The following is a 26,657-nucleotide window of genomic DNA, read 5'->3' as shown; positions in this document are numbered from 1 at the left end:
GGCTATATGTGAAGAGAAAAGAGGTGTGAAGATGGATATCCCAATAACCTTACGAGTCTATGGTGCAGAGGAGCGATGCGCAAGCTGTGTCAATTTACCGTCAGCAAAGGAGACGGCAACGTGGTTAGAAGCGGCATTATTTCGACGCTATGGAGAGCAAATCCAGGTTCGGTATGTGGATATTAATCAACCCTATGAAGAAGAAGAAATTGTTTTCTCCAAACGGGTAATCGAGGAAGATCTCTGGTACCCTGTGGTGGTACTACAAGGTGAGATTGTTGGGGAAGGTAACCCACGGTTAAAGGATATTCAACGTAAGCTGGACGCCCTTGGCGTAACCGTTAGAGCAAACGGCTCAATCCCTTCCTAGGAAGGGATTAGCCTAAAATGCAGGGGTGATTGTGAACGACGGATCTTTAAGTGGTCATGGTGAAGCCTTGAGCCCTTTTTGGGGATAAAAAACAGCCCCTTTTCATTTGGAGGAGATGTTCCTTGGATGAAAGGAAAGGGCTGTTTGTTGTTATTTTTTCACCGGCGCTCGATCGATCAGATCGCCGCGAATAATATATCGTTGAGGTGCGCTTCCAACCATATCAAAGGGATAACAGGTAATTAAAGAGATGTCAGGTTTGTTATGGGGAACGATGACTGTGCGATCATCTGCATCGACGATAAATGTCTTACGTACCTGGTAGGTATAGACCCACCCTGCACGTTTGATATAAAGGCGATCCCCTATTTTCAGTTTACCGGCCTCTTTGAATGTGGTTTCCCGATGTCCCGCTAGAACAGAATGACCATTTTCGCCTGGAAGCACCGTTCCATAACCAATGTACTGTCCGACCCCTTTGGCTAACTGAGATTTCTCAGTTCCATAGACGAGGGGAAGAATTGCGCCAATGCGTGGGATAATTAATTCGCCGATAACTTGCCCTCGCTCTGGCTTTTTTAAGGGGGTTTGACCCTTTTGTAAAGTGGGCTCAGGGTGACGATCATCCCAGTCATTTGCAATCGTCATCGCCAATTTGGGATCATGGACTGCGACATGGATTTGATCCCACCACTGGTAGGCATGGTAGATAACCATGGCACTACCAATAAGAATAAGAGAAAGTGCAAGGGGACGAATCAAAGAAGTAGACCTCCATTAACCATTAAATTCAGTATAAGTATCGTACCATATTTGGAGATAAATTAGTTCAATCGCTATGAGTCGATAACGTTTTATTTGCCATTCAGTAGAGGGAGAAGGGTGTATCGGCTCCAAAATATGGTGGTTTACGCTTTATAAGATGGGTATCTTGACTTGTTCGTTGAAAAAGTTACAATGAGGTGAAGTAGATGGTCCTTACATCAGGGAGGCTGTTTTTATGCAACCCATGGTAGAGTTCTGCATCAATCGATTGACAGAGGATGTAGAAAGCTTACGGGTCAAACTAGAACAAGATGATGACATCGAAGTGCTTGAAACAAGTTGTTTAGGGCACTGTGATATATGTGCAACTTCTCCGTATGCGATGGTTAATGGGGAGATTGTAATTGGCGAGACGGCTGAAGAATTAGAACAGCATATTTATCAAGCGATTGCTGAACATCAAAGGAAAATGAAGGATCTATTTGATTTGTTGTAATCCATTAATGTCCCATTCAAGGGTAAGCACCTCCATGAACGAAGGTGCTTTTTTCTATGGATTCGATTTGAATTAACGGATCTTTTCTGGGTAATCGGGTTGTGTTATGTCTATTTTTTGACAAATAGATAATGATAAGGGGACGAAGATACTTAATGCGACATAAAAGGAAGGAAACGGGTGTTCTGTTATCGAATAGGTAGAAGATAGTAAGGGATAAACTTTAGGCTGATGGATCAATTAATCCATTCTAGTTTTTTAAGAAATAGGTTTTGTCAATGTGAAAGAGAGGGTATCAAACAGTTAACATGACAGGCAATGGAGTCCTATTTAGGGGGGTCGTTCCAGATGGAGCGAGATCATCTGAAACAGAAAATAGAAAGAGTCCGTAGACACATGGAGAAAATGGCTCGTGAATTAGGTTTTACACATCCAAGTGTTGTTAAAATCAGTCAACAATTGGACGAGCTATTGAATGAATGGCATCGTGATGAGTCGATCAACGATCAAGGAATTTATATTATTCGGCGATATACTTTTACGATTCGTGAAGGTGCGATTTGTAGAGCATAAGCAATTGAATGAGAGGTTCGACAGGTGCAGTCTCAATTCCTTCGTTGTAGGTGTTGGTTGTGCCAAAAACTCCTTCCCGGTATAATCTATAGGGAAGGCAGTTAATTTTAAGGCGCAAACTGACGCTGATATTAAGGAGGGGTTCGAGTGATCGAGCTTTCCGAACAAGCAGGACTCAAAGTCCAAGATATGTTAAAGGATGAAGAACATCCAGAAAAACTTTACCTGCGCATCGGCGTTCAAGGCGGCGGATGTAGCGGTTTTACCTATGAGATGGGCTTTGATGAAGAAAGAAAAGAGAACGATTCCTTACTGGAGTTACATGGCATTCGCATAGTAGTCAGTGAAAAGGATGCACCTCTTATTCGAGGATTGCAAATTGATTATAAAGAGTCGATGATGGGTGGCGGATTTACCATTCATAATCCTAACGCAACCGCTACCTGTGGATGTGGTACATCCTTCAGAACAGAGACAAATGAAGGAACCCCTGAGAAGTGCTAGGATGAGTTTTCAGGTTCAATCGTTGTAAATACAAACCCCCTACGGTACGAATTACCGTAGGGGGTTTGTATTGGGAATGAAAGAAGGATAAATCCATATATAAAGACGTTGGGAACCAACGCCTTTATTTTAAACGGTACTAGCCACGAAGGATAAATACCGTATCAATTTTTATATCTTCAGCGGCGTTGTTTGTAATGGATAGGACAGCCGGCTCATTTTGTGGTGCATTAAAGCGGAAGGTGTAGGTGGCATATTGCCCAAGAGCTCCAGCGATGGAACTAGCTTGATAGCGACGGAGAACATTACCCACACGAACATCAATGGTACCCGTATTTCCGCTGAGGGTAGAGAACCCTGCAGTAAAGGTATAACTTCTTCCAGCGCGCATGGGCTTTAATGTTTGGGATATGGCAGCGCCAGAAGATAACAGTGCAGCAAAATTTCCTTCTAACTGAGAACCCGCACTTATAACGAGGGTTGTGTTAGTGGATGACCAAGGTGCTGAAACAGGTTGACCCAATGTCTGGTTTTCAAAACCGTTGTCTTTTACTCGGTTTTTGGACACGAACTTCACCTCCAATGTTTCTGAGGTACTATTACTATATGTAGGAAATAATGAGATGGTGATAGGTTATTTCTCCTATGTGTGGAGGACAATCCTTACTGATTGTGATCGAATTAAAGGGAGAAGTGCGAGTTCACTCAGGTTTTAACCTGAAGAAAACGTGGAAAATCCATTAGTAAGGGTAAAGGATTGATGGGTTGGATGAAAACGTAAATAATCGACCGGTGACAGGATAGGAATGGGAGTGCCATTCTCGGTGAAAACTAGCCTTGGAGGTGGATATACCGATGACACGGCATAACCAATCGGATGAAAACAAGGAAATTAAACGGATGGTTGATGAAGGATTGGGAGCAGGTAGAGTAAAAAGCGATGTTGCTCAAGAAGAACAAGCACGCCAAGAACGTAAATACCTAGCAGAAATGGCCAAAGAGAAGGACGTGGATGGACAAGGAAGAGAGCGTTTTGATTTGGATGTCGATCGGATGGTGAATGAGGGATTAGGTGGAGGAAATATTTGTGAGGGAAGTGGCTTAATTGAAGAAAGCCATGTCCCTGAATTAAGGGCGAGCGAAGAAGGTGAATAAGATAAAAAATAAAGAGGGGATGTCGCTTAGCGGCTTCCCCTCTTTATTTTATTCAAGGTGGATAAGATAAGATTGAATCTGTTCTTTTCTCCTTGTAAGATGGGGAATGAACGTAGTCAAAAGCAGGAACTGGGAGGGTTTTTCTGTGGGTGTGTTGGTATTTATTTTCTTTATTCAGATTGCGTACGTAACCTTATCCACCATTCGGTTAATTGTCATGATGAAAGGCAATGCAAAGCTGGCTTCATTGGTTAGCTTTGTAGAAATCTTCATCTATATGTTAGGACTTGCGACAGTGTTAGATAATATTGATGCTTGGTATAACTTAGTTACCTACTGTTTAGGATTTGCACTGGGTGTATATACAGGTTCAATTATTGAAGAAAAATTAGCGATGGGCTATGTAACTGTGCAGGTCATTACAAGAAAAGAAGATTCCGATATGCCACAACAGCTTCGCAATGCGGGATTTGGGGTCACTTCTTGGGTGGGCGAAGGACTAAGTGGTGAACGGCTCGTTTTAATGGTTTTGACCAAGCGACGGAGACAAAAGGCATTGGTGGAGAAGGTAAAAGAAATTGATAGCCAAGCCTTTGTGGTATCTAGTGAACCAAAAACATTTATCGGAGGGTTCTGGTTACGTCGTGTGCAATAATTGGTAAAAAATACGCCTACCAGGGCGTATTTTTTATCATGATGGTTACATGTAGATTTCGTGTATATAACGTATTTCTTCAGAGCCACATTGGGAACAGTAGAGGTGATGGGGACATAAATGAAGATAATTCATGGAAAAGGGTTGGGCCTGCTTTAACTCGTCAATGGAATCATAAGGACTATAGGCCGCGAAGTCATCAAAATAGCGACCCCGATCATCATACCAATCCCCACATTGAGGACAACTCGCACATAAACTTTCGAAGCCATTACATATAGGGCATCCCGTATTGGATTGCGTCATCATCATGATCCACCCAATCTCCTGTTGACTATATAAAGGGCAAAAATAACTTCTTTGCTATGATTTCACCGATGGATAAAAACATGTATACCTGGTTGAGCTGAAAATCCCCACAAAGATGCAGGCGATGATCGTCCTTACTTCTTTGTGGGGATTGGTTTGTGGATGTGATCATGAGATGACGATTAGATGTTCATATTGGAGCTATGCCCGGGTTGGAGGCGTGCTTCCGGGTCAATGTATTGCTTTGCATTATTAACCGCAGTAGGGGCTTCTCCGAAGCCAACAGCGATTAATTTTACTTTTCCAGGGTAGGAAGCAATATCCCCTGCAGCATAAATACCAGGAATATTGGTCTCCATACGGGAGTTGACAAGGATAGAGCCTTTTTCGATCGCTAATCCCCATTCTTGAATGGGTCCGAGGGATGAAACAAAGCCATAACTGACGATGACATCGTCCACAGGTAGCTCTTCAACAATGTTTTGCTTACGATCTGAGATAACAGCCTTCTCAATGTTCTCTTCGCCATGTAATGCCATAATCTCCCGTGGGGTAATAATATTCACGCTGGAGTTTCGCATCGTATCGACGCTGGTTTCATGAGCGCGAAATTGATCTCGACGATGGATGATAGTGACTGAGGATGCAATGGGCTCAAGCATATTGGCCCAGTCCACTGCAGAATCTCCTCCTCCGGCGATTAATACATTCCTACCACGAAATCGATCTAAATCCGTGACAAAATAATGGAGGTTGGTACCCTCGTATTTCTCCGCTCCTGTGATGGATAATTTACGGGGTTCAAAGGCTCCACAACCGGCTGTAATAATGACCGATTGAGAAAGGTGAACTTGTTTATCAGTTGTAATCTCAAATAAGTTATTCGAATTCTTTTCAATATGCAAGACCTTTTCATCTACGCAAAAGGTAGGCTCAAACAGTTTACATTGCTCGATCAAATTATCGACAAGCTCTTGTGCACGAACACGGGGGAAACCCGCTACATCATATATGTACTTCTCCGGGTAAAGGGCCGAAAGTTGACCTCCGAGCTGAGGCATGCTTTCGATTACCTTGACGGTCGATTTGCGCATCCCGGCGTAGAAGGCTGCGAAAAGCCCGGTTGGCCCACCGCCTATAATTGTAATCTCTGATACATCCGAATCGGTTTGATTAAAGTTAGTTGACATGATTCGTTACACCTCCAATCGGATTTAAAAAAGCATAAAGAAAGGGCCTTTGCTAGAACAGTACCTTCTAGTCGGCTATTTAATATACTACCACGAAGCGAAGGGGGAACCAACTGCCTGAACAGGTATAAAAGAAAATGCATTTTCCATTTATACCCTAAGTTTCCACTCATCATTGATCATGTAATTCTTGTCACTTTTCCTTCGAATAAAAGGTTCTACAAAAGAAATTGGATTCCGTGCGAGATTGTGACGGCATTCACCTAATTGTGTGTAAGGATAAGGTGAGTGGGTGGGGGAACAATGTGTTTAGGTGAGATCATGAAGAAGACCCCTTGTCAAACGGATAGGAAAATCTTATCATGGTTTATAGTGTCCGACGGCACGGATGAATTTATTGTGAAATATTTAACAATTGGATGTGGTAACTATGGGACTTCCCAAAATTGTAGTATTGGGAGCCGGTTTCGGTGGTTTAATGACCGTCCGTGGTCTTCAAAAACAATTAAACCATCAGGAAGCGGAAATTACGTTGGTCAATTTGAATCCCTATCATTATGTAACGACTCAGTTGCATGAACCAGCTGCAGGGACTCTTGATCCTGATCATACACGTGTTGCATTGGAGTCATTGATCAATCGTGATAAGGTTCGTTTGATTCAGGACAAAGTGACCGGATTTGATCCGAAAGAGAAGGTGGTCCGTCTTGCTGGAACGGATGAGCCTTTAGCTTATGATTATCTCGTGTTTGCATTGGGTGCTCATACGGAAACCTTTGGCACCAAAGGGGTATTTGAAAATGCCCTCCTCATTAATAACTTAAATAGTGTACGGATGATTCGTGAGCATATTGAATACAATTTTGCTCGATATCAAGCCAGTGACGTGAAAAATGAGGATCTGCTTAAGATTGTAATTGGTGGCGCTGGTTTTACCTCGATTGAATTTGTTGGAGAACTAGTGGATCGCCTCCCTTATCTGTGTAAAGAATTCGATATTCCACGCGAGAAAGTGCAACTAATTAATATTGAGGCTGCACCTACCGTTATGCCAGGGTTTGATAAAGAACTGGTTGACTATGCGGTGAACTACCTCAGTGGAAAAGGTGTCAATTTCCGCATTGGAACGCCTATTCAAGAAATTACGGAAGATGGTGTGATTCTCAAGGGCGGTGAAGAGGTTAAAGCGGCTACGGTTGTCTGGAACTGTGGTGTACGAGGAAACGCACTCCTTGAAGAGTCGGGTTTAGAAACCATGCGCGGTCGTATTAAAGTGGATGAATTCCTCCGTGCTCCTGGGTACGAAGACCTCTTTATTATTGGGGATAACTCCCTTGTCTTTAATAATGAAGAGCGCCCGTATCCTCCAACTGCTCAAATGGCCATGCAACAGGGTCAACACTTAGCTAAAAACATGGTTGCTATGCTCCGTGGTGGAGAAATGAAACCCTATCGTTATGCTCCAAAAGGGACTGTAGCATCCCTGGGCCGTAACGTCGGTATTGGTACCATTGGAAACAACAATAAGAAAGTGTTTGGTAGAAAAGCGAGTTTGATTAAAAAGTTGATTGATGCGCGTTGGTTCTTTATTCTAGGTGGTTTCTCTCTTGCACTTAAAAAAGCCAAATTCTAAATGAAGTTAAAAAGACCCCTTGGATTATTTTCCAGGGGTCTTTTGGTTTTATTTTAAAAATTGAAATGAAAATGATCGGGATCTTGACCGGTTCTCTCCCCCGTATGTAAATGATCAATTTGCGACATTTCCTCTGCATTCAGTTCAAAATCAAAAACATCGGCATTACTTAAGATCCGTTCTTTCTTTACCGATTTGGGGATGGTGACGATGCCATTTTGCAAATCCCACCGTAGGATGATTTGGGCAACCGTTTTGTTGTGTCGCTGAGCAATTGATTGCAAAAGGTTGTTATCTAAAATTCGTCCACGCATGAGAGGAGACCATGCTTCCAATTGGATATGATGAGTCTTGCAGAATGCTAAAAGTTCCTTTTGTGTGAGGCGGGGATGAAGCTCTACTTGGTTAACCATTGGAGGGATGTTGCTACGGGACATAATATCCTCCAGATGATGGATGTGAAAATTAGAGACGCCGATAGCGCGTATCTGTCCTTCTTCATAGAGTCGTTCCATCGCACGCCAAGTTTCTTTATATTTCTCTTTGACAGGCCAATGAATGAGATAAAGGTCAATGGGCTCCATGTTTAGCTTCCGTTGACTTTTTTCAAAAGCATACAGGGTTTCATCGTATCCCTGATCCGCATTCCAAATTTTCGTGGTTACGAAGATCTCATTTTGAGGAATGCTTGATTCTCGAATAGCGCGGCCGACACTTTCTTCATTTCCATAAAGGGAAGCGGTGTCGATATGACGATACCCATGGTTTAATGCGACTCGAACTGCGTTTTCGGTTTCACTCCCCTCTTCTGCTTTATAAACACCAAGTCCGAACCATGGCATTTCTACGCCATTATGTAAGAGGGTCTTCGCTTGCAGATGGTTCATTCGTAAAATCCTCCTAGTAGTATCTAAGAATTCCTGTCAGGGAATACTATACCCTAGGAAGGCTGTTGCCAAGCAAGGGGGATGTGAACAACCGCTTGCAAAAAGATATATAAAAGGAGAAAAAAAGAGATATCATAAAATGATAGCGCTTACATGAAGGGTGAGCCTCGTTCATTCCAATTGTTCCCTCTTTCCTTTTTTCTTTTCATCCTGTAATATTATCTGAAAATTAACGATAAACAAAATACGATAGGGGCGATCATCCGATGAGAGGAAACCGATGGATTGGCAAAGGAGAACGATGTATTTACTGTGAAGGCCGGGGCTATTATCAACTGCTGCTTGGTGGATCAGAAACCTGTGGTTGCTGTAAAGGCAGTGGGAAACAGCCTAAGAAATAAAGAACACCTGACCAAATGGTCAGGTGTTTTAATAAGCAATTAGAGGGTGTTCAAGCAATCCATTACATCGGAATGATGGATGCAGGTGAACATGGGGACATCACGAAGCGTATAGCGGCTCGCTTCGGTCTCCCTTAGCTCTTGCACCAGTACGGAAAAATCGGTGATCTCATCCGTTTCAAATGCAACGACAAATTCATGATCATCGATGCCGAAGCTATAGGTCGTATTCAGTTTTACTGATGGGAACTTGCTACCTACTTGGATATGCTCGTCCATCATCCCTTGACGGGCAGGATAAGAAAGTTGATACCAATCCCGGGTTTTAATAAAGGGATATACAAATAAGTATTTTTTCATACCGGGGATGATGTAGACCCGTGGATTCTGATGTTCAGGATCCATTTTATCTACATACACACTCCGTTTGGTATAGGAGAGGTAGGAGTAGGTAATCTCCAGATACTTACCAAGGCCGGTGTGAAGAAGTTCATGGCTCATCTTTTGGAAGGTTTCTACGTCCTTGGCAATCCGCCATAAGACAAAATCAGCATCCGAGCGAATGCCAACAGTCGAATACGCGATGACCATGGTTCCGCCACCTTGATACTCTTGAATGACGGCGGCAAATTCTTCTTTTCCTCGTTCTTGCTCTTCCTCGCTTAGGCGGCGGAAGGAAGGATCGACCTTAAAAAATACAAAGTTAACAAATTGAGTCGGCAGCTTCGGTTTTGGTTGATCACTGCCTGTTTGTGCGCCGGTATTCATACCTGGACGCCCCATTGGAGGTCTTCCTCCGCTTTGTGGACGCATGCTGTCATCCCCTTTTGTTACTACGTTCCATTTCATTGTAATGCATGTCGAATGCCCTCGCAAATAAAGGGGAGAAGTTTCAGTGGACTGCCACAAAGTCGAGATAATTGACCCGTACTGGCTAATCGTTTAAACTATTGCTTGATTGAATATTTTGTAGGCGATCTTATCAATGAGGTGAGTGAACTGTGAATGTGCTTCAACTAATCATCGCGATACCACTGTTCACATTTATGGGGTTTGGAATCTCTTTTATTTTAAATATGATCCTAAAAACCACATGGGTGCCATTGGTTCTGTATGCGGGTTTGTTGGCCTATTTTTTCATCACCAAGGGCATGTTGCTCGGTGGAGATTACTTAATGTTGACGATGGGTCTATTGGGAATTCTCAGTGGTGGATGGACCATTCGTTATTTAAGAGTCAATGGTTATCGCATGTTTTGAAACCGGTTACACTCTTTGAGAAGAAAAAGCCTCCGTTTTGGAGGCTTTTTTTATAAAATGGATAAGGAAAATAACTAAAGTAAAGGTTGTTGGGGATCAGCGGATGAAAAGTGATCGGGGTATAGAAGGTGAGCGAGGTGACGAATTCCCGTTAGAATTCGTTGAGAAGGTCGACAATACCAACCTTCCTCTAGGATATGAATGGTCTCATCTTGGGCGAAGGGAAGCCCTTGCCACTCGGGACGTTTGAGAATCACGTGTTTTTTCACGCGCTCAATCGGTACCCCTGTCCAAGCGACTAATGTGTAATCAGGCTGACGGGTGGCAACATTTGTCCAATCTGTTTGAACAGTCTGCCCCTCTTCATCTCCAAAAATGTTAACACCCCCAACGATGGCGCTTACATCCGTTAGCCAGTTATCTTTCCCGGGTGTAAAAACAGGCTTTGGCCACCATTCCCAATAAAGGCGGGGTGTTGATCGATCTCGAGGAATACGAGTGATAATCTCATTTAATTGCTGGTTAAAGGCGTCAGCTACTTTTTTGGCAGTCTCTTCAATTCCCGCACGTTTTCCTACTTTAATGATGTCCTGGGGAATATCTTCGATACCGCCAGGGTAGAGGACTAAGTAAGGGATTCCTGCCTTTTCTAAGCCGTCAATGTTTTTTTCCATTCCTGGGACACTGAGGGAAGCGAGTACCCAGTCTGGTTGTAAATTTTGCAGTTTTTCAATGTCGATATCAAGATCAGGACCTAGGCGTGGCAGATGACGAATGGAATGAGGCCAATCGGAGTAATTGTCAACACCGACAATTTGGTCACTTAGGCCCAGTGCATGAAGAATTTCTGTATTACTCGGGCAGATGGAGACAATGCGTTGCATATAAGCTCCCCCTTCCTAAATAACATTCATCAGGTGATCGTTAAATCCTACCGTAGGTGATTAGGACCATAGCCAAAAAAGGAAGAGAGCGATCCCAACACCAAACCATGCTCCAACAAAAACTTCAATGGGCTGATGCCCTAGAATTTCCTTTAACTTCACCCCTGTTTCTCTTGGCGACTTCCGATTAATATGTCGGAGTTCTCCAAGGACCTGGGTAAAATCTTCAGCAAGTTGGTTAAGGGCTTGGGCGTGCATCCCCGCTTGTCTACGTACCCCTGTAGCGTCATACATCACAATGAGCGCTAAAATGGTTGTAATCGCAAAGAGAGGGGAAGCAAATCCATGCCATAATCCGATGGAAGTTGCTAGGGAAGTTACTGCAGCAGTATGACCACTGGGCATTCCTCCTGTGTTAAGAACCCAGTTCCAATTCCATTGCCGAGTGACGAGATAATTCCATGGTACTTTGAGTAACTGCGCCAAGGTGATGGCGATAAGCGATGCCCAAAGCGGATAGTTTTCAAATACAGTATTCACCATCAATATGTGTCGTCCTTTCGGTATCAGATCATTTTAAGGGTTTTCAGAATGATAATCTCTTATAACATGAAGGGGGGGTGAATAAATTTGTGAAGGGTAAGCGATTTTTATTTTACCGTTTCTTAAGCGGGAAAGAAAGACAAAACCTATGGTTGTGGAAATCAGATTAACAATGAAGGCATGATATTGATGATAGGAGCTATTGATGAAGCGAACCAGGGTTCGGGGGAGGCGTATAAGTGTGGGCCAAGTAATTAAGGATGGCGATTTATTTTTATTTACCGATGATAAAGGGGATCTGCCTCGGCAACAAGGTGGATTTGGGCTGTTCCGACAGGATACTCGATTTCTGCATCGACTGGAGTGGTCTTTAGGCGAGGAGATTCCTTTACGAACACTTTCGGTTGAAGCCGACGGAGCAGTAAGCTTTTATCGCTGGACACAAGAGAATGGATTGCAAATATCCGGAGAATCCATTCAGAGAAATACCTTGGAAATTACACGGCGACGAATCGTATACCGGGGTGTGCTATATGAGACATTTACTTTTCTCAATCGAGGATCAAAACCGGTAGCCGTCCCCTTACACCTTCAATTTGATGCGGATTTTGCAGATCGTGAGGATTTATGGGGGAATGAGAAGGGGGGATTTGGACAGCGAGAGCCTGTCCGCTGGTTAAATACCGGACTCATCTTTGATTATTTAGGAGGAGATGGTGTGCAGCGCTCCTTGGAAATCCAAGTGACTCCAGCTCCTGATTCGCCAGGAGAAGGCGGCTCCCTGCGTATTCCCCTATACATCGAACCGAAAATAAAGAAGAAGGTCCACTTGCGTTATTACCCACGTATCGATGAGGAATCCCTTGAAAATTTTGAGACCCATGTAGCAGAAGAGGCTGTTCGGAAACAAATGCAAGAATGGATTGATCAAGCTCCCAAGGTGGATTCTAACCTACATGATTTTAATGCCCTTTATTTGCAGAGCGTAAAGGATACTCGGTTGCTCTTGATGGATTGGGGTGAAGGGTTCATTCCCATGACTGGATTGCCTTGGCATGCTGCTCCTTCTGGGAGGTGGAGCTTGATTGCATCCTTACAAGCCCTTAGTGTAGATACTGAAATGGCAAAAAATACGGTTCGTACGCTGGCTCGATACCAAGGCAAAAGGTTTCAACCATCCGAAGGTGAAGAGCCCGGAAAAATCCCCAATCAATTTCGATTTGGTGAACGGAGCGCCATAGAAGGTGTGTCCTCATCCTATGATTTTACAGCGATTGACACAACAGCGCTTTTTCTGATTTGTATTGCTCAGATTTATCGCTGGTCAGGAGATATTCAATTTGTCCGTGAAATGATGCCTGCAGCACAGAAAGCGTTAGATTGGATGGATACATATGGAGATCCAGGTGATTTTGGCTATATAGCCTATCAGCCTGGATTGGAATCGACTGAGACTGATCAAGGGTGGAGGAGCGAAGAGACGACTTCCTATCAACAAGGGGAATCCCTACAATCACCGTTGGCTCTCATTGAGGTGCAAAGCTATGTTTATCGAGCCAAGTCTTTGTGGGTAGAATTGTATCAACAAGTGGGCAATACCGAGGAAGCACGACGCCTCCATCGAGAAGCAGAAGCATTGAAAAAGCGATTTCGTCAGGATTTTTGGAGTGATGGAGGGATTCCTGTTTCAGGGTTGGATTCAAACAAGAAGCCCCTCATCAATGATGTTACCAGTAACATCGGTCATGGATTATTAGGTGGGTTATATGATCAAAAGGATGCAATGCGAATTGTCGAGCGTTTATTTGAAAGGGATATGTTTAATGGGTGGGGGATACGAACATTAAGTAGCACGGCAGAAAATTATAATCCCATTCATCCCTATCATGGATCAATATGGCTACACGATAACGCCTATATATTAATGGGTTTGCAGGAAATGGGTTTTCATGTTCAGATGAATCAGATGATTAAGGGTCTTTTAAATGCTACTCGTTATGTGAATCATTATCGATACCCCGCATTTTTTTGTGGTTATGGAGAAGAGGAAGGGGTACTTACCTCGGATTCATGGGCTTGTTCCCCCCATGCAGGATCAGCAGGGTTGGGATTTGTAATTCTTCAGGTCATACTGGGTATCCATCCGGATGCCAGCCGACGTCGATTGCAACTTTCGCCACGTTTGCCTGATGGAATGGATCGCTTAACCGTTCAGGGGTTGAAAGTAGGGGAAGGCTATCTTGATGTGGAGCTATCCCGAGTGAATGGTGCTACCTTCCTTCGCCTAATACAAAATACAACAGGCTGGTCCATCAACTGCGCGACCGTTTCATAGTAAAAAAGTACCGTCTGTTAAGACGGTACTTTTTTGTTACTCATGTCGCTTGCCGGTATCCTGGGGAAGTTTCATGGTATAGAGTCCTTGAGTACGCCAGAGGTTGGCTAGGCTGATGAGGAAAAGAGAAAGCCCACTGAGAAGCATCCACCCTCCACTTGTGTAAAAAATAAGCGATTCCCAATCGCTAATGGCAGTTTTCGGAGGTTCTAATACAGTAAAGTAAAACCCGAACAAGAGAAGAATTAATCCAAAAGCATGGGCGACGACCCAAATTGATCGACCAGCACCTCGAAAAAGATTGTGATCTGCTCTCATTCCTTCGACCACCTTTCCATGGCCGTCCTTATGACAGAATATTTACTCTTATCACTATATATTCCACTTTCCCCCTGAGAGTCCTTTCAATTTGATTACATTTTATTTTTCCATACAGCAAGGTTTATTGCCTAAGGGTGTACGGACAGAATAAAGGAAGTCCCTGTGGTAAATCATCCTACCCGAGTCCTAAGGAAAATGAGGACTTTTGGCGGATAGCGACTTATCGGAGATTGGATTATGCTGAATAAATAATTGCCCTTCATCAAAGAGAGCCATTTAACATACATGGGGATCATTGTTATGAGGAGGGGGAGCCAATCATGTTAGAGGAGAAAGAACGTGCGCTATCGTTATGGAAAGTGATTGATCAATGCCTTTCGAATCGTCGCGTGGCTCAGGAGCATGGAGATCGTCAAGCCGTCCTTCAATTGACCGAAGATATTGCGTACTGGCAAGAAGAATTAAACCATCTATACGTACAGATCGGTTCCTGGAGTGTTGAACAAGAGATTAACTAAGGTTGGCAATTGCGTCAAACCTATTGTGATAAAAATGATACCGTGGATGACCCTTACCCAGAAGTATATGTAAGAAAAGGAGGCACACCTAAGAGGTGATATCCTCCTTTTTTGTATGTCCATAACACTTTTGGTCTATATTTTTGATAGGCATGCCGTGATGGAGGATAAGAAAGGACATTGGATAAGAAAGGACATTATACAACACATCACGTTCATGGTTAAAACTATGGAAGCAGCTAGGAACTTTACAGTATAGTGGATAAAGAAAAGTAGCGTACCTTAGCACAAGGAGAGGCTCTCATGAAGAATCAACTAACTTTCCTCAGCCAAGTGGGGATTGAAAAAGTAAAATCCCGCCCCACAGATGATTGTCCCTTTTGCAATCGCTCAGGATTGACAGGGATTATTGCCGAAGATGGGCCAATCTTGCTGGTTGAAAATAAATATGCGACGATCAGAGATACCTATCAAACCGTGCTGATTGAGACGGATTGTTGTGATGTGGGAATATTGGAATATAGCTTGGACCATGTTATCCGCTTGCTCCGTTTTGGGTTGAAGCACTGGGAACGTATGAAGCAGAGTGGAGATTTTCAAAGTGTGTTATTTTTTAAAAATCATGGTCCTTTATCAGGGGGGTCGGTTGCACATGCTCACATGCAACTCGTTGGATTAAAACATGTAGACTATCGAAATGAGATCCCCATGGATACCTTTACAGGCGAAACGATTATACAAGATGGTTCGGTTCATTTTTCACTTTCGACAAGTCCCTTAGCTAGTTTCTCAGAATTTAATCTAATCATTGGGGATACAAAAGAGTTGGAAAAAGTGGCCATCCATCTTAAGAATGCGGTGGACTACATATTGAATAAAATGAACTGTAGAAGTTATAATCTGTTTTTTTATGATATGGAAGGGAAAATTTATTTGAAGGTAGTCCCGCGCTATCCTGCTTCTCCTTATACAATTGGTTATCATTTAAAACAAGTGAACGATAATATTGGGGATAAGGCTAGAGAAATAGCTCAAGAGTACTATTTGAATATGGGTTATGGAGGAAGGTGATCTCGGGTAGGATGACGATAGGCATTTTTACGGAGTGTCTTCATCATGATCGATTAGCGATCGGACAAAAAATGGGGTGAGCATATGGTGGCCACGCTTGGCGAAATTCAGGAAATGGTTTCATCCGATATCTTTAAAAGAGGAATGGCATATTACCAGGGTGGCCATGTGAAAATGGTAGAGTATAGCGAAGAAGATGCCTCATACCATGCTACTGTTGTCGGGGAAGAAGATTACGAGGTTGCAATTTTGTTGAGTGAGAAGGGGTCACTGGAAGAGTCTTCATGTGAATGCCTTGCTTTTAAGTTGTATCGAGGGTATTGCAAACATATTGTGGCGGTGTTGCTTCTTCTCCATTTTGCAGAAAAAAAAGGGGAATCGACTTTCCAAAATCTGATCCGCTTAACAAGATCGGAGCAAGAGCAAAGTCGTTTTCTACAAGAGATGATGGATCGTTTCCAACAACTTCATGTCGAGGATCATGAGGAGGCACTGCACCCACTTACCGTTGAATATGAACTGGAATTTCAGCCAGCATGGTATAAAGGCTGGATGGTATTTGCATTACAGTTAAAAGTGGGACCGCAACGTCGCTATGTGGTGAAAAATATTCGAGAGTTTCTCCGTGCCTTTACGGATGAAGTGACACTCCCCTTTACGAAGACCTTTACCTATGATCCCGAGATTTTTTATTTTTCGTCTCACGATCAAAAAATGCTTCGTTTTCTTTCGTCCGTTGCGGATAATGAACAAGTTTACCAAAGCATGCGCAATCCGTGGCAATCGAATCATCACCGGATGGATCCACGCATCTTACTGATCCCACCCGATAAAGTGGGAGATTTTTTACAGACGTTGCCTGAGGGACAATTTGTGTTAAAAGATCATGAGGATGTAGTTACTGAATTGACAATCAATGAGGGGGTCTCCCCTTTTTCCTTTTTACTGAGTAAACAAGGTAGAGCCTTTGCTCTTGAGTCACCTGGATCGACTGCCGACCCCACTTTGTTATCTGAAGACGGCTATTGCTACTATAGGGGAGTCATTTATCGGCTTAATAAAATGCAGCGAAAGCTTGTTTTGCCGCTATATCAAGAGCTTCATAACCAACAAAACCAACGATTCATTATTCAGCCCGAGCAAATGGATACCTTTGCCTCGACATTATTGCCGTTAATGAAGGATGATGGAAGTTTAACAATGGATAATCACGTAACCGAACAGATTATTCAACCAGATCTTCATACGGAAGTAAAACTTCATCTGTTTGAGAAAATAGATGGGGAAGAGCGATTGACTGCAAGAGTAACCTATACCTATGGTGATCAAAGGGTTGATCCTTTTGTTTCCGATGGAACAAGGGAAGATGGTACGATTCTCATTCGTGATCTAGCAAAAGAGAAGAAGATTATGGGCCTCTTTGAGGAAGCAGGTTTTCACTACCATAAAAAAGAGCTCTACCTTGAGGGGGAAGAGGCACTCTATCATTTTATGCAGACCCAGCTTCCTCAGCTACAACAGTTGGCCAAAATTTATACGGCGAACATTTCTGAAGGGATGATTCTACCTCGTGTCGCTCCAACACGGCTGGAGTTAGACGAGGGGACTCACTGGCTAGAGATCTCCTTCGATTTGCCCGATGTTGATGAGACAGAGCTGGAGGATTTTTTGCAGGCCATCATTGAAAAGAAGCCTTACCTTAGGCTGACGGATGGCTCCTTTCTCTCCCTAGAAAACCATGAAATGAATTCGCTCCGGATGGTTCTTATGGAAGAGGAGTCGTTGAATCGTTATCTGGATGGGGAAAAGGTGAAGTTACCTGCGCTGCGTGCGTTGCAATTGGATGCACTCTTAGAGGGGAATTCCGAACAAGTAAAGGTGGGCCAGCGTTTAAGGCGATTGCTTCGAAATATGCGGGATCCTGAAAATCTCGATTTTCCTATACCCAAGCAGTTACATGCTACGTTGCGGGACTACCAACGTTTTGGTTTTCATTGGATGAAAACCTTAGCTCATTATGGCTTTGGGGGAATATTAGCGGATGATATGGGCTTAGGCAAAACCATACAAGCACTTACCTTTTTACTATCGGAGCGAGATCATAGTGAACCCGCACTTGTAATTGCACCCGCTTCCTTAATTTATAACTGGGAGAGTGAATGTCGACGATTTGCCCCTGAGTTAACAACGATGGTTGTCGCTGGAACCCAAGATGAACGTCAAAAATGCTTGGATCAGCTAATGGGAGTCGATGTCGTTATCACTTCTTATCCCCTTATTCGGCGAGATGTTCGAGCCTATGAGCCTCATCACTTCCGTACATTAATACTGGATGAAGCACAAGCCCTGAAAAATCCACATTCACAAACCGCACAGGCTGTGAAGTCATTACAAGCTCAGGTTTGTTTTGCTCTAACCGGAACGCCGATTGAAAACAATCTTAATGAGTTAAACTCCATCTTTGATGTAACGCTACCTGGACTATTTCCAAATCGACGGCAGTTTCAAAAGCTCTCCCCTGAAGCTGTAGCAAAGCGGGTGCGCCCCTTTATTCTTCGTCGAATGAAGGAGCAAGTACTCAGTGAGTTACCAGATAAAATTGAGACAGTTCAGGTGTCAGAGTTAACTCCGGATCAAAAGAAGCTCTATCTTGCTACCTTGAATCGTATTCAACAAGAGACCCAACAAGCGATTCAAGAACAAAGTTTTCATAAGAATCGAATGAAAATTCTCGCTGGATTAACCCGGCTGCGGCAAATATGTTGTCATCCGGCACTCTATATTGAGAACTATACCAGTGACTCTGGAAAGAGTGAGCAGCTATACGAGCTTTTGGAAGAATTAAGAGCCAATCAACGAAGAGTCCTTGTCTTTTCCCAATTTACCAGTATGCTCGCGATCATTCGTGAAGAATTGGACTTAAGTGAAGTTCCCTATCATTACCTAGATGGTCAGACTCCTGTAGTGGAACGTTTAGAAATGGCGAACCGATTTAATGCGGGGGAGAAGGATATTTTCCTCATCTCATTAAAAGCAGGGGGAACTGGGTTAAATCTGACTGGCGCAGATACGGTGATTCTCTATGATTTATGGTGGAATCCTGCGGTAGAACAGCAGGCGGCAGATCGGGCCCACCGCATTGGGCAAAAGAAAACGGTTCAAGTAATTAAGTTAATTGCCAAGGGAACCATTGAGGAAAAAATACATGAGCTGCAACAAAAAAAGAAAGCGCTCATTGACCAAGTGATTCAACCTGGAGAACAATTGCTGTCTTCTTTACAGGAAGAGGACATTCGCGAAATATTAAACTTGTAATTACTTGGGTGGTAACTCCAGTAAGGATATGGGAGAGTGAGAGAATTGAATGAAAGTCATTCTACGTTGGAGTCAAGATCGAAGTGGGCCACATTGCATTCGGTGAGTATAGCGGAAATTTCCCCACCCCACCATCCCATTCACAGTGATTTAATGATCCCTGGAAGTAAGAGCGTAACAAACCGGGCTCTTATCATGGCAGCAATGGCCAAGGGAACTTCGATTCTAAAGGGGATTTTAAAGAGCGACGATACCTATTGGTGTATTGAAGCATTAAAAGCATTGGGTGTGACTATCGAAATAAACGGCAATACCGCCATTGTACATGGAGTGAATGGAAAATGGCCCCATTCGGATGGAACCATCTACGTTGGATCGGCAGGGACGGCGGCTCGCTTTTTGCCGGGTGTCCTTGCGGCTTCGCAAGGTCGATGGATGATTCGAGGGAGTCAGCAGATGATGAGTCGACCCATTTCTCCCTTAATCAATGCTCTCAATCAGATCGGTGCACAGATTGGCTATGTAGAAAAGGAGGGCCATCTACCCATTGAAGTGATTGCTGACGGGATCCGGGGAGGAGAGGTTCCTATATCGGGTCGCACGTCGAGCCAGTATATTAGTGGTCTATTGATGGCGGGGGCATATGCGAAAGAATCCATGAACATTCGTATTGAAGATGGACTGGTACAACCGGATTACGTCAAGATTACGATGGATTTGATGCGCATCTTTGGAGCGAATGTGAGAGATCGTTGTAATTTTACTGAGATCCAAGTGGATCCGACAGGTTATGTAGGGGAAGAAGTTCAGTTAGACGCTGATGCTTCTACAGCTGGATATTTTCTTTCTTTGGCTGCAGTTACGAACGGAAACATTCGAATTAATAATTTATCCTATGATTCCCTACAACCCGATGCAAGATTTGTGGACGTTTTAGAAAAAATGGGGTGTGAGGTAGAGAGGGGAAGTGGATTCATTCAACTACAGGGAACGAACCAGCTCCGAGGTGGATTTGAAATATCGATGAGGGAAATGTCAGATCAAACCTTGACTTTGGCGGCACTCGCTCCATTTGCGGATGGTCCCATATCGATGGTGGATGTCGAACATATCCGAATGCATGAGTGTGATCGAATCAAGGCGATATGCGAATCGTTATCCAAAATGGGGATACGCGTTGAGGAACGTCAAGATGGTCTGACGATTTATCCAGGAGATCCGCGCCCTGCGGAGTTAGATACCTATGATGATCATCGTCTGGCGATGTCACTTACACTCATCGGTGCGAAAGTAGCGGGAGTCCGTCTAAAAGACCCAGGGTGTGTATCAAAAACTTGCCCTTCGTTTTTTGCGGAGATGGAGAGATTAGGGTTAACAATTAGGATGGAGGGAAATTGAACTAACCATTATAAAACCATGGGAATATCCTTGAGAACGAATAACGCCCAGCTACGTTGGATCAAGGCTGGGCGTTATTCGTTCTACTGTCTGTGAAGGGATAGCAGTAGGGGGCGGTTTATAAAGAGGATCTTAACCAACAGAAAGGTATAAAGAAATAGAGTAATCCATATAATGGGATGTGATAACACTGAAGGAGACATTCATCCATGTTGGAGTCAGCCTCGCATCTCGTATTTCTTGATGAATCGGGTGATCATAGCTTAGAAAAGATTGATCAACAGTTTCCTGTCTTTGCATTAGCTGCCACGATATTCGAGAAAGAATACTATCTTCAACAGGCGAATCCACTCATCGATGCCCTTAAGTATAAATACTGGGGACATCGAGGGGTTATTTTTCATTCCATCGAACTGCGGAAGGCACAGGGAGTGTTTACGCTTTTAGAACCTAAAGCACGAATGAGTTTTATGGAGGACATGTATGGACTCATTGATAATTTACGATTTCAAATCATAGCCGCTGGTATTCACAAAATGGATCATACCCAGGATTATAGAAGCCCTCGGTCTCCCTATCACCTTACCCTTGAGTTTATCATGGAGCGCTTGTTTTTTTACTTTAAGTTTACGTCCCATCGTTGTTTGTTAATTGCCGAGTCGAGAGGTCAAAAGGAAAATCACGATCTTTATCAAGTGTTTCATCAACTGATGCATAGGGGCAATGATAATTTGACAGCGACGGAATTTCAACAATGTATTGTGGATATGATGTTTATACCCAAAAGGTATAATGAAAATGGCCACCAAATCTCTGACTTGATGGCTTATCCCATAGCGAGGAAAATTATTGACCGAGCCAATAACTATATTCCCTATGAACAATTAAAGGGAAAATTTTATGCTCGACCCTGCGGAGATTATTGGGGATATGGCTTCAAAGCATTTCCTCAATCGACCAATTTACGAATGAAACAATCAGGATTTTAAGTGATTTCTGGATTGAACATAAGAAGTTTCAAGTGACTGTTCTTAAATGGATGGGTGATGGATCAAAGAAAAAAAGGATATTGAAAAAACCAGCGGAGATTACCGATATGGCGATCTCCGCTGGTTTAGTTTTTATCCGTGTGAAAGAGTTTGTTTTGTAATGGTTCGAATAATGGATTCCCATTCATCGGGGGGGATTTCATGTCCGACCCCTTCTAACATCGTTAACGTTGATTGAGGAATTCCCTTAGCCAGTGCGATGCCGTGTTCGGTTGGAAGTACAGGATCATCAGTACCATGGATCACGAGGGTGGGTACGGCGATGTCTGATAGTTTACCGGTAAAGGAGGTGTCTTCTTGCAAAAGACCATGGTTAAACATACTGGGTAGATTTTCTGCGCGGTTCACTTCGAGGCGAGCAAGGTCATACGCTCTCTGTTTATCAAAAGGATAGCGTGAACCGGACAACAGCGTCCACCCATCAGCAAGGTATTGAACCGTAGCCTCTTTATCAGACCAGTTGATGGTGGCCCCCTTTGTATGATGGGCGATAATCTTCTCATCGATGGGGGGAAGGTCATGATGGTCATGATTGTCTGTTGCGAAAATGCTAGTCATGAGCAGGGTAAGGGAGAGAACCATTTGTGGATGGGTCAGCGCGATGACTTGCGCAATCATCCCACCAAGGGACATTCCAACAATGTGGGCTTGCTCAATGTGGTAAGCATGAAGTACTCCGATTGCATCCTCAGCCATATCACGGACTGTATAGTTTAAGGTACCCGGTTCGTATGTCGTTGAACGTCCCACATCACGGTTATCAAAGCGAATGACATAATGACCCGCTTCGGCTAACTGTTTGCAAAATTGTTCATCCCACCAAATCATTGAAGCAGTGGCTCCCATAATCAATAATATAGCGGGGTTGTTTGGGTTTCCGAAGCTTTCTGTGCATAGATAAACATTCTTGTTTTTGATCATCTTCTCATTCATTGTTATACTCCCCTTTGGAAAAATGATGAAAATGTCAATAGTTGAGCAAAAGGATATGAATGAATTAAAAGATCATCATAAACACCCCACGGTTTAAAAATAGCAATACTTATTACATAACCCTTTTCTGTGATGATCGCACGATCTCCTTTACCAATGGTGATTTTATAGAAAAAACGTTGTTAGCGCCATGAAATGATCGATATGAAACCCATTAAGTAAATAGGTAGATGATTGAATTGTGTTACTGTTGTGCACCAATCTATTAAACGTGCATATTCTATAAGTAGGTTTATTGATTGATAGAGGGGTGTCAAAGTGGGTCGAGATAACCCAAACTATAAATTATGGTCTCAACTTCCGTATGCAGGGGAAACAAAACCTCCGTCCAATCCGGAGGAGCCTCTTGCAGGATCATGGCCATTGTTTTTTTTAAAACGTGAAAAACATCATGGGGAAACGGTCTTTACGGATGATAAAGGTAATCCCTTACAATTGATTAAGGATCCTAACCAGATCAACTTTGAACAAGAGCTAAAGATTGTTCAAGAAACACTAGCCAATCTCACGCCACAGCAAAAAGCCATTGCAAGATATTGGGGTACAGGTGTAGCTACCAAACAATGGACGCCGATCATTGATCGGCTCATCGACACCTACAATACCGCAAACCTAATTAACCTGTTGGTATCTGCGCCGCGGGCAGCTCGAATTTTAGCTTCCGTGCAAGCGGGTATCAATGATACGTTTGTTGTCACTTGGTATTTAAAGTATAAGTACAATGTAGCCCGGCCCAATCAATTAGATCAGAACCTTGCTACGTTACTTTGTACTCCTCGCCATCCCTCCTATCCATCAGGACATGCTGCAGTTGCCGGTTGTGCCTCCACGATCCTCAGTTATTTCTTTCCTGGTGAAAAAAACCGACTGACTGCTCTAGCCGAAGAAGTCGCTCAATCCCGTTTATTTGCTGGAGTCCATTTTCCAAGCGATAATCATGAGGGTTTACGACTGGGACGTGAGATCGGGGGGGCTGTAATAAACGTATTAAAAAAGCAAAAGGATGCAGAAGGAAATCCAGTCGATCAACCGATTCAACAAAACTTAAACGCTGCTTTACCTCCTCCACCATATCAGCAAGTCATTCCATTTAACTTCCCTGACTTTTGCCAATCAAAAGTGATGGATGACGATTAAAATAAATAAGAGAAGGTCACCCACTGGGGTGACCTTCTCTTATTTTATTGTGTGTTAGTAAGGGGGTCTAACTGTGTCCGGTTGGAATCGTTTAATGGGGTTGTTTTATTGTCCTTTTGCAAGGGTATAAATCAAAAGGCAAGAGGAAAGATAGAAGGGATTATGGAGGGGTAGAGGTTTTTCTTACAAAAAAATATGGTGAAGATATACAGCATACAAGAATTAAAAATGAGAGTGTTAAAGGAGTTGAAAGCATGATGAAAAAAGTACTATTTGTGATCACGAGCCATGATAAAATTACAGAGGACATCATTACGGGCTTTTGGCTAGAGGAGTTGGCAACACCATATAAAATCTTCAAAGAAGCCGGATATGAGATCACCCTAGCTAGTCCAAAAGGGGGCAAAGTGCCAATTGATCCCAATAGTATATCCAGTGATCAAGAACTAGCCGATGCCCAAGAAGTGATCAATCGATGCGAAGATACCCTTCCTTTAGCTACAGTTGATATTACTCCCTTTGATGCGATCTTCTTACCTGGTGGCCATGGAACTATGTTTGATTTCCCAGAGAATCCAGAGCTTATCCATGCTATCGAATCTTTTGCCCAAAATGATAAGGTGATTGCTGCGGTATGTCATGGACCAGCCGGTCTTGTTAATGTGAAAGACCCATCGGGTAAACCTCTGGTTGCAGGGAAGAAAGTAACTGCATTTACAGATTCAGAAGAAGCGGCAGTAAAAATGGTGGAGTATATGCCATTTTTACTTGAATCGAAACTGCGTGAGGTAGGCGCTGAGGTGATTACTATCGATGATTGGCAGGATCATGTGGAGGTTGATGGGAAGCTGGTAACCGGTCAAAATCCACAATCCAGTCAAAGTGTAGCCAATGAAGTGGTTAAGCTGTTAAATCAGTAATTCCGTGTTCAATTAAAAGAGTTGATCAGATTATCTGATCAACTCTTTTTTAATGGTTCTTCCAGCGGTCAATGTAATGCATTAGTAAAAGATAGGGCCACATCATCATAAAAAAAGTACTCAGTATCAGGTACGCCCTTTTATTATCGCCAATATGGTTAAAAAAATTTAGCAAGTCCATTCGTAATTTATCCTGTAAATGCCGTGTCTCATGATCATGATCTTCCTCCGATAAAAAAGCTTCGATCTCCGATTCCAATCGTTTAAAGAAGAAATAGCCAATGACTAAATATATGGCTAAACAAAGATAAAACCATTGCAGAATGATGCCCACCTACCTGACTTCATGATATAAGGATGATTCAGTGGTCCGTTCATGATACGTTATTCTAGGGATCGATCAATTGTTCGGGACATGCTACCTATCAGGAGAGAATGGTCTTTGGTACGTTACAAAAAGGGTGCCATTTACCCTAAAACGTGACCCTTAGATAAGATCCATCGCGTCAGAACATGAAGGAAGTGATTTGACTCGGAATCGCTTTTTCCTTGACAACTATTCTTGTTGTAACTATAATAGTTACAACAGATGGTTTGTTGACCATCACTTGGCTGCTGATACGCAGCCAATCTTATTGGTTTGGTTGTAACTATAATAGTTACATTGACTATGCACTTTTAACATTCAATGGTTATGGAGGAGAATGAAATGAAAATAGGAATTATCGGCGCGAGTGGAAAAGCAGGGAATGCAATATTAAAGGAGGCGCTTGATCGTGGTCATGAAGTGGTAGCGATTGTCCGTAATGCTTCTAGCATGACAGATGATGTGGCCATCATTGAGAAAAATGCACTGGATCTAACCAATCAAGATTTGTTGAATTTGGACACCGTTGTTAATGCATTTGGGGCCACTCCTGGTTTAGAGCATTTGCATGTGAAGGTAGGAAATGTGCTCATCGAAGCTTTGCAGAATACCTCTACACGTCTTTTTGTCGTGGGTGGAGCAGGAAGTCTCTTTGTAAATGAAGAAAAAACAACGCGGGTAGTGGATACCCCAAACTTCCCCGAAGAATTTAAAGCCACAGCCCTAAATCAAGGGGAAAATTTAGCGATCTTACAACAGTCCGAAGGGATTTCATGGACATTCCTGAGTCCGTCGGCTCTCTTTACCCTAGGGAAGCGCACAGGTCATTTTCAGCTAGGCAAGGATCATTTGTTGGTGAACTCAACAGGAAACAGTTATGTAAGTTATGAAGACTATGCCATCGCTGTTCTTGATGAAATTGAGAATCCACATCATATCAATCAACGCTTTACGATTGCTTCGGAAGAGGCATAACTAATTTAGGATCTATTTTATATATAAATAAAAAGCGTTCATTGGTTAGATCATCCAATGAACGCTTTTTATTTTAAACTTTCTGGTTTTGTTAAACACCTTTATCCATCCAGGGTTAAAGATAGAGTGAAAATTGTTTTCTAGGAGTTATTGATCTGAATCTCATTCTGTAAGTCAGTAACTAAATCTTTGATTGTGATGTGGGCGAGTACCTGCTCCATAGCGGACTGAGCATTTTTCAAAACGATATCAAGTACGGTTTGGATATTCCCTCCAACTGGGCACTCTGGGTTTGGACTTTCATGGATATGAAAGAGTTCTCCCTCTTCAACGACATCCACTGCGCGGTAGACATCAAGTAGGGTAATATCCTCCAGCTCCTTAAGCAAATAAGTCCCGCCTGTGCCTGGACGAACCGTTACGAAGCCTGCTTTTTTCAGGTATCCAATAATTCTACGAATGACAACTGGATTGGTATTGACACTCCCTGCAATCCATTCCGATGTGTTTGTGGAACTTTTTTCAATGGCAAGGAGGGATAAGATATGAACCGCGATAGCAAAACGACTACTGATCTTCATATGGCATCCCCTTCTTTATGCCTTTAGTATAGGGACAAGAAGGGGAGTGTGCA

General features: G+C 43.0%; 29 protein-coding genes. 18 read left to right on the top strand and 11 right to left on the bottom strand.

Features of this window, described 5'->3' with window-relative positions; all coding sequences use genetic code 11:
• Positions 1-37 precede the first annotated feature (37 nt).
• Positions 38-370 carry a DUF1462 family protein gene (locus tag CHX35_RS03125; RefSeq protein WP_091834443.1) on the top strand — a complete coding sequence of 111 codons (333 nt, stop codon included), beginning with the start codon at positions 38-40 and terminating at the stop codon, positions 368-370.
• Positions 371-520: 150 nt separating this feature from the next.
• On the opposite strand, the gene CHX35_RS03120 is transcribed toward CHX35_RS03125, so the two are convergent.
• Positions 521-1,132: a sortase gene (locus CHX35_RS03120; protein ID WP_091833789.1), complete on the bottom strand. Its 612-nt coding sequence runs from the start codon at positions 1,130-1,132 to the stop codon at positions 521-523.
• Between the two features lie 238 nt (positions 1,133-1,370).
• Between CHX35_RS03120 and CHX35_RS03115 the strand changes: the two genes are divergently transcribed.
• From CHX35_RS03115 to CHX35_RS03105, 3 genes are all read left to right on the top strand, one after another.
• Positions 1,371-1,631, top strand: a complete 261-nt coding sequence (locus CHX35_RS03115) for a DUF1450 domain-containing protein (protein WP_091833786.1) — start codon at positions 1,371-1,373, stop codon at positions 1,629-1,631.
• A gap of 348 nt (positions 1,632-1,979) precedes the next feature.
• Positions 1,980-2,204 (top strand): aspartyl-phosphate phosphatase Spo0E family protein, encoded by a 225-nt coding sequence (locus CHX35_RS18085; protein ID WP_091833783.1) that lies wholly within the window; start codon positions 1,980-1,982, stop codon positions 2,202-2,204.
• 147 nt (positions 2,205-2,351) lie between these two features.
• Positions 2,352-2,708, top strand: coding sequence for a HesB/IscA family protein (locus CHX35_RS03105; RefSeq protein ID WP_091833780.1), 357 nt, complete (start codon positions 2,352-2,354; stop codon positions 2,706-2,708).
• Between the two features lie 139 nt (positions 2,709-2,847).
• Here CHX35_RS03105 and CHX35_RS03100 read toward each other — a convergent pair whose 3' ends face one another.
• Positions 2,848-3,276: a hypothetical protein gene (locus CHX35_RS03100; protein WP_091833777.1), complete on the bottom strand. Its 429-nt coding sequence runs from the start codon at positions 3,274-3,276 to the stop codon at positions 2,848-2,850.
• A 287-nt stretch (positions 3,277-3,563) separates the two neighbouring features.
• Here CHX35_RS03100 and CHX35_RS03095 point away from each other — a divergent pair, with 287 nt between their 5' ends.
• Positions 3,564-3,863, top strand: a complete 300-nt coding sequence (locus tag CHX35_RS03095; RefSeq protein ID WP_091833774.1) for a hypothetical protein — start codon at positions 3,564-3,566, stop codon at positions 3,861-3,863.
• A gap of 145 nt (positions 3,864-4,008) precedes the next feature.
• The gene (locus tag CHX35_RS03090) at positions 4,009-4,518 is read left to right on the top strand and encodes a DUF2179 domain-containing protein (RefSeq protein WP_245838597.1); all 510 of its coding nucleotides are present in this window, start codon (positions 4,009-4,011) and stop codon (positions 4,516-4,518) included.
• Positions 4,519-5,009: 491 nt separating this feature from the next.
• Here the strand turns inward: CHX35_RS03090 and CHX35_RS03080 are convergent, their stop codons facing one another.
• Positions 5,010-6,017 carry an NAD(P)/FAD-dependent oxidoreductase gene (locus CHX35_RS03080; RefSeq protein WP_091833766.1) on the bottom strand — a complete coding sequence of 336 codons (1,008 nt, stop codon included), beginning with the start codon at positions 6,015-6,017 and terminating at the stop codon, positions 5,010-5,012.
• Positions 6,018-6,447: 430 nt separating this feature from the next.
• Between CHX35_RS03080 and CHX35_RS03075 the strand changes: the two genes are divergently transcribed.
• Complete coding sequence (locus tag CHX35_RS03075) at positions 6,448-7,650, top strand: NAD(P)/FAD-dependent oxidoreductase (RefSeq protein ID WP_091833762.1); 1,203 nt, start codon at positions 6,448-6,450, stop codon at positions 7,648-7,650.
• Positions 7,651-7,703: 53 nt separating this feature from the next.
• Here the strand turns inward: CHX35_RS03075 and CHX35_RS03070 are convergent, their stop codons facing one another.
• Positions 7,704-8,537 carry an aldo/keto reductase gene (locus CHX35_RS03070; protein WP_091833759.1) on the bottom strand — a complete coding sequence of 278 codons (834 nt, stop codon included), beginning with the start codon at positions 8,535-8,537 and terminating at the stop codon, positions 7,704-7,706.
• Between the two features lie 266 nt (positions 8,538-8,803).
• On the opposite strand from CHX35_RS03070, the gene CHX35_RS17395 reads away from it, so the two are divergent.
• The gene (locus CHX35_RS17395) at positions 8,804-8,938 is read left to right on the top strand and encodes a YuiA family protein (RefSeq protein ID WP_176391850.1); all 135 of its coding nucleotides are present in this window, start codon (positions 8,804-8,806) and stop codon (positions 8,936-8,938) included.
• 39 nt (positions 8,939-8,977) lie between these two features.
• On the opposite strand, the gene CHX35_RS03065 is transcribed toward CHX35_RS17395, so the two are convergent.
• Positions 8,978-9,751, bottom strand: coding sequence for a chlorite dismutase family protein (locus CHX35_RS03065; RefSeq protein WP_245838595.1), 774 nt, complete (start codon positions 9,749-9,751; stop codon positions 8,978-8,980).
• A 188-nt stretch (positions 9,752-9,939) separates the two neighbouring features.
• On the opposite strand from CHX35_RS03065, the gene CHX35_RS03060 reads away from it, so the two are divergent.
• A complete protein-coding gene (locus CHX35_RS03060; protein WP_091833753.1) occupies positions 9,940-10,197 on the top strand; it encodes a YuiB family protein in 258 nt (85 codons plus the stop codon).
• 74 nt (positions 10,198-10,271) lie between these two features.
• On the opposite strand, the gene CHX35_RS03055 is transcribed toward CHX35_RS03060, so the two are convergent.
• A complete protein-coding gene (locus CHX35_RS03055; RefSeq protein ID WP_091833749.1) occupies positions 10,272-11,081 on the bottom strand; it encodes a cobalamin-binding protein in 810 nt (269 codons plus the stop codon).
• Positions 11,082-11,141: 60 nt separating this feature from the next.
• Positions 11,142-11,624 carry a divergent PAP2 family protein gene (locus CHX35_RS03050; protein WP_176391849.1) on the bottom strand — a complete coding sequence of 161 codons (483 nt, stop codon included), beginning with the start codon at positions 11,622-11,624 and terminating at the stop codon, positions 11,142-11,144.
• Between the two features lie 241 nt (positions 11,625-11,865).
• Here CHX35_RS03050 and CHX35_RS03045 point away from each other — a divergent pair, with 241 nt between their 5' ends.
• Complete coding sequence (locus tag CHX35_RS03045; protein WP_176391848.1) at positions 11,866-13,959, top strand: amylo-alpha-1,6-glucosidase; 2,094 nt, start codon at positions 11,866-11,868, stop codon at positions 13,957-13,959.
• A gap of 36 nt (positions 13,960-13,995) precedes the next feature.
• Here CHX35_RS03045 and CHX35_RS03040 read toward each other — a convergent pair whose 3' ends face one another.
• The gene (locus CHX35_RS03040; RefSeq protein ID WP_091833743.1) at positions 13,996-14,277 is read right to left on the bottom strand and encodes a hypothetical protein; all 282 of its coding nucleotides are present in this window, start codon (positions 14,275-14,277) and stop codon (positions 13,996-13,998) included.
• Between the two features lie 323 nt (positions 14,278-14,600).
• Between CHX35_RS03040 and CHX35_RS03035 the strand changes: the two genes are divergently transcribed.
• The 5 genes from CHX35_RS03035 to CHX35_RS03015 all read left to right on the top strand — a co-directional run bounded on the left by CHX35_RS03035 (position 14,601) and on the right by CHX35_RS03015 (position 21,571).
• Positions 14,601-14,798 (top strand): hypothetical protein, encoded by a 198-nt coding sequence (locus CHX35_RS03035; RefSeq protein ID WP_091833740.1) that lies wholly within the window; start codon positions 14,601-14,603, stop codon positions 14,796-14,798.
• 303 nt (positions 14,799-15,101) lie between these two features.
• On the top strand, positions 15,102-15,869 hold the full coding sequence (locus tag CHX35_RS03030; protein ID WP_091833737.1) for a DUF4931 domain-containing protein: 768 nt from the start codon (positions 15,102-15,104) through the stop codon (positions 15,867-15,869).
• An 87-nt stretch (positions 15,870-15,956) separates the two neighbouring features.
• Positions 15,957-19,184 (top strand): DEAD/DEAH box helicase, encoded by a 3,228-nt coding sequence (locus tag CHX35_RS03025; protein WP_176391847.1) that lies wholly within the window; start codon positions 15,957-15,959, stop codon positions 19,182-19,184.
• Between the two features lie 45 nt (positions 19,185-19,229).
• Positions 19,230-20,582 (top strand): 3-phosphoshikimate 1-carboxyvinyltransferase, encoded by a 1,353-nt coding sequence (gene aroA, locus CHX35_RS03020; protein WP_091833729.1) that lies wholly within the window; start codon positions 19,230-19,232, stop codon positions 20,580-20,582.
• Positions 20,583-20,791: 209 nt separating this feature from the next.
• Positions 20,792-21,571 carry a DUF3800 domain-containing protein gene (locus CHX35_RS03015; protein WP_091833726.1) on the top strand — a complete coding sequence of 260 codons (780 nt, stop codon included), beginning with the start codon at positions 20,792-20,794 and terminating at the stop codon, positions 21,569-21,571.
• Between the two features lie 132 nt (positions 21,572-21,703).
• Here the strand turns inward: CHX35_RS03015 and mle are convergent, their stop codons facing one another.
• A complete protein-coding gene (gene mle / locus CHX35_RS03010) occupies positions 21,704-22,564 on the bottom strand; it encodes an alpha/beta fold macrolide esterase (RefSeq protein WP_091833722.1) in 861 nt (286 codons plus the stop codon).
• Between the two features lie 318 nt (positions 22,565-22,882).
• Between mle and CHX35_RS03005 the strand changes: the two genes are divergently transcribed.
• Both CHX35_RS03005 and CHX35_RS03000 read left to right on the top strand, forming a co-directional pair.
• Entirely contained in the window at positions 22,883-23,761 is an 879-nt protein-coding gene (locus CHX35_RS03005; RefSeq protein WP_091833718.1) for a vanadium-dependent haloperoxidase, read from the top strand.
• A gap of 254 nt (positions 23,762-24,015) precedes the next feature.
• Positions 24,016-24,681 (top strand): type 1 glutamine amidotransferase domain-containing protein, encoded by a 666-nt coding sequence (locus CHX35_RS03000; RefSeq protein ID WP_091833715.1) that lies wholly within the window; start codon positions 24,016-24,018, stop codon positions 24,679-24,681.
• A gap of 49 nt (positions 24,682-24,730) precedes the next feature.
• Here CHX35_RS03000 and CHX35_RS02995 read toward each other — a convergent pair whose 3' ends face one another.
• The gene (locus CHX35_RS02995) at positions 24,731-25,015 is read right to left on the bottom strand and encodes a hypothetical protein (protein ID WP_091833712.1); all 285 of its coding nucleotides are present in this window, start codon (positions 25,013-25,015) and stop codon (positions 24,731-24,733) included.
• A gap of 375 nt (positions 25,016-25,390) precedes the next feature.
• Here CHX35_RS02995 and CHX35_RS02990 point away from each other — a divergent pair, with 375 nt between their 5' ends.
• Positions 25,391-26,023 (top strand): NAD(P)-dependent oxidoreductase, encoded by a 633-nt coding sequence (locus tag CHX35_RS02990; RefSeq protein WP_091833709.1) that lies wholly within the window; start codon positions 25,391-25,393, stop codon positions 26,021-26,023.
• A gap of 140 nt (positions 26,024-26,163) precedes the next feature.
• Here CHX35_RS02990 and CHX35_RS02985 read toward each other — a convergent pair whose 3' ends face one another.
• Positions 26,164-26,604: an Rrf2 family transcriptional regulator gene (locus tag CHX35_RS02985; protein WP_091833706.1), complete on the bottom strand. Its 441-nt coding sequence runs from the start codon at positions 26,602-26,604 to the stop codon at positions 26,164-26,166.
• Positions 26,605-26,657: the final 53 nt, after the last annotated feature.

This window comes from Marininema halotolerans, assembly GCF_900116235.1.
GTDB classification, from domain to species: Bacteria; Bacillota; Bacilli; order Thermoactinomycetales; family DSM-45169; genus Marininema; species Marininema halotolerans.
This window is presented reverse-complemented; position numbering and strand designations above follow the sequence as displayed.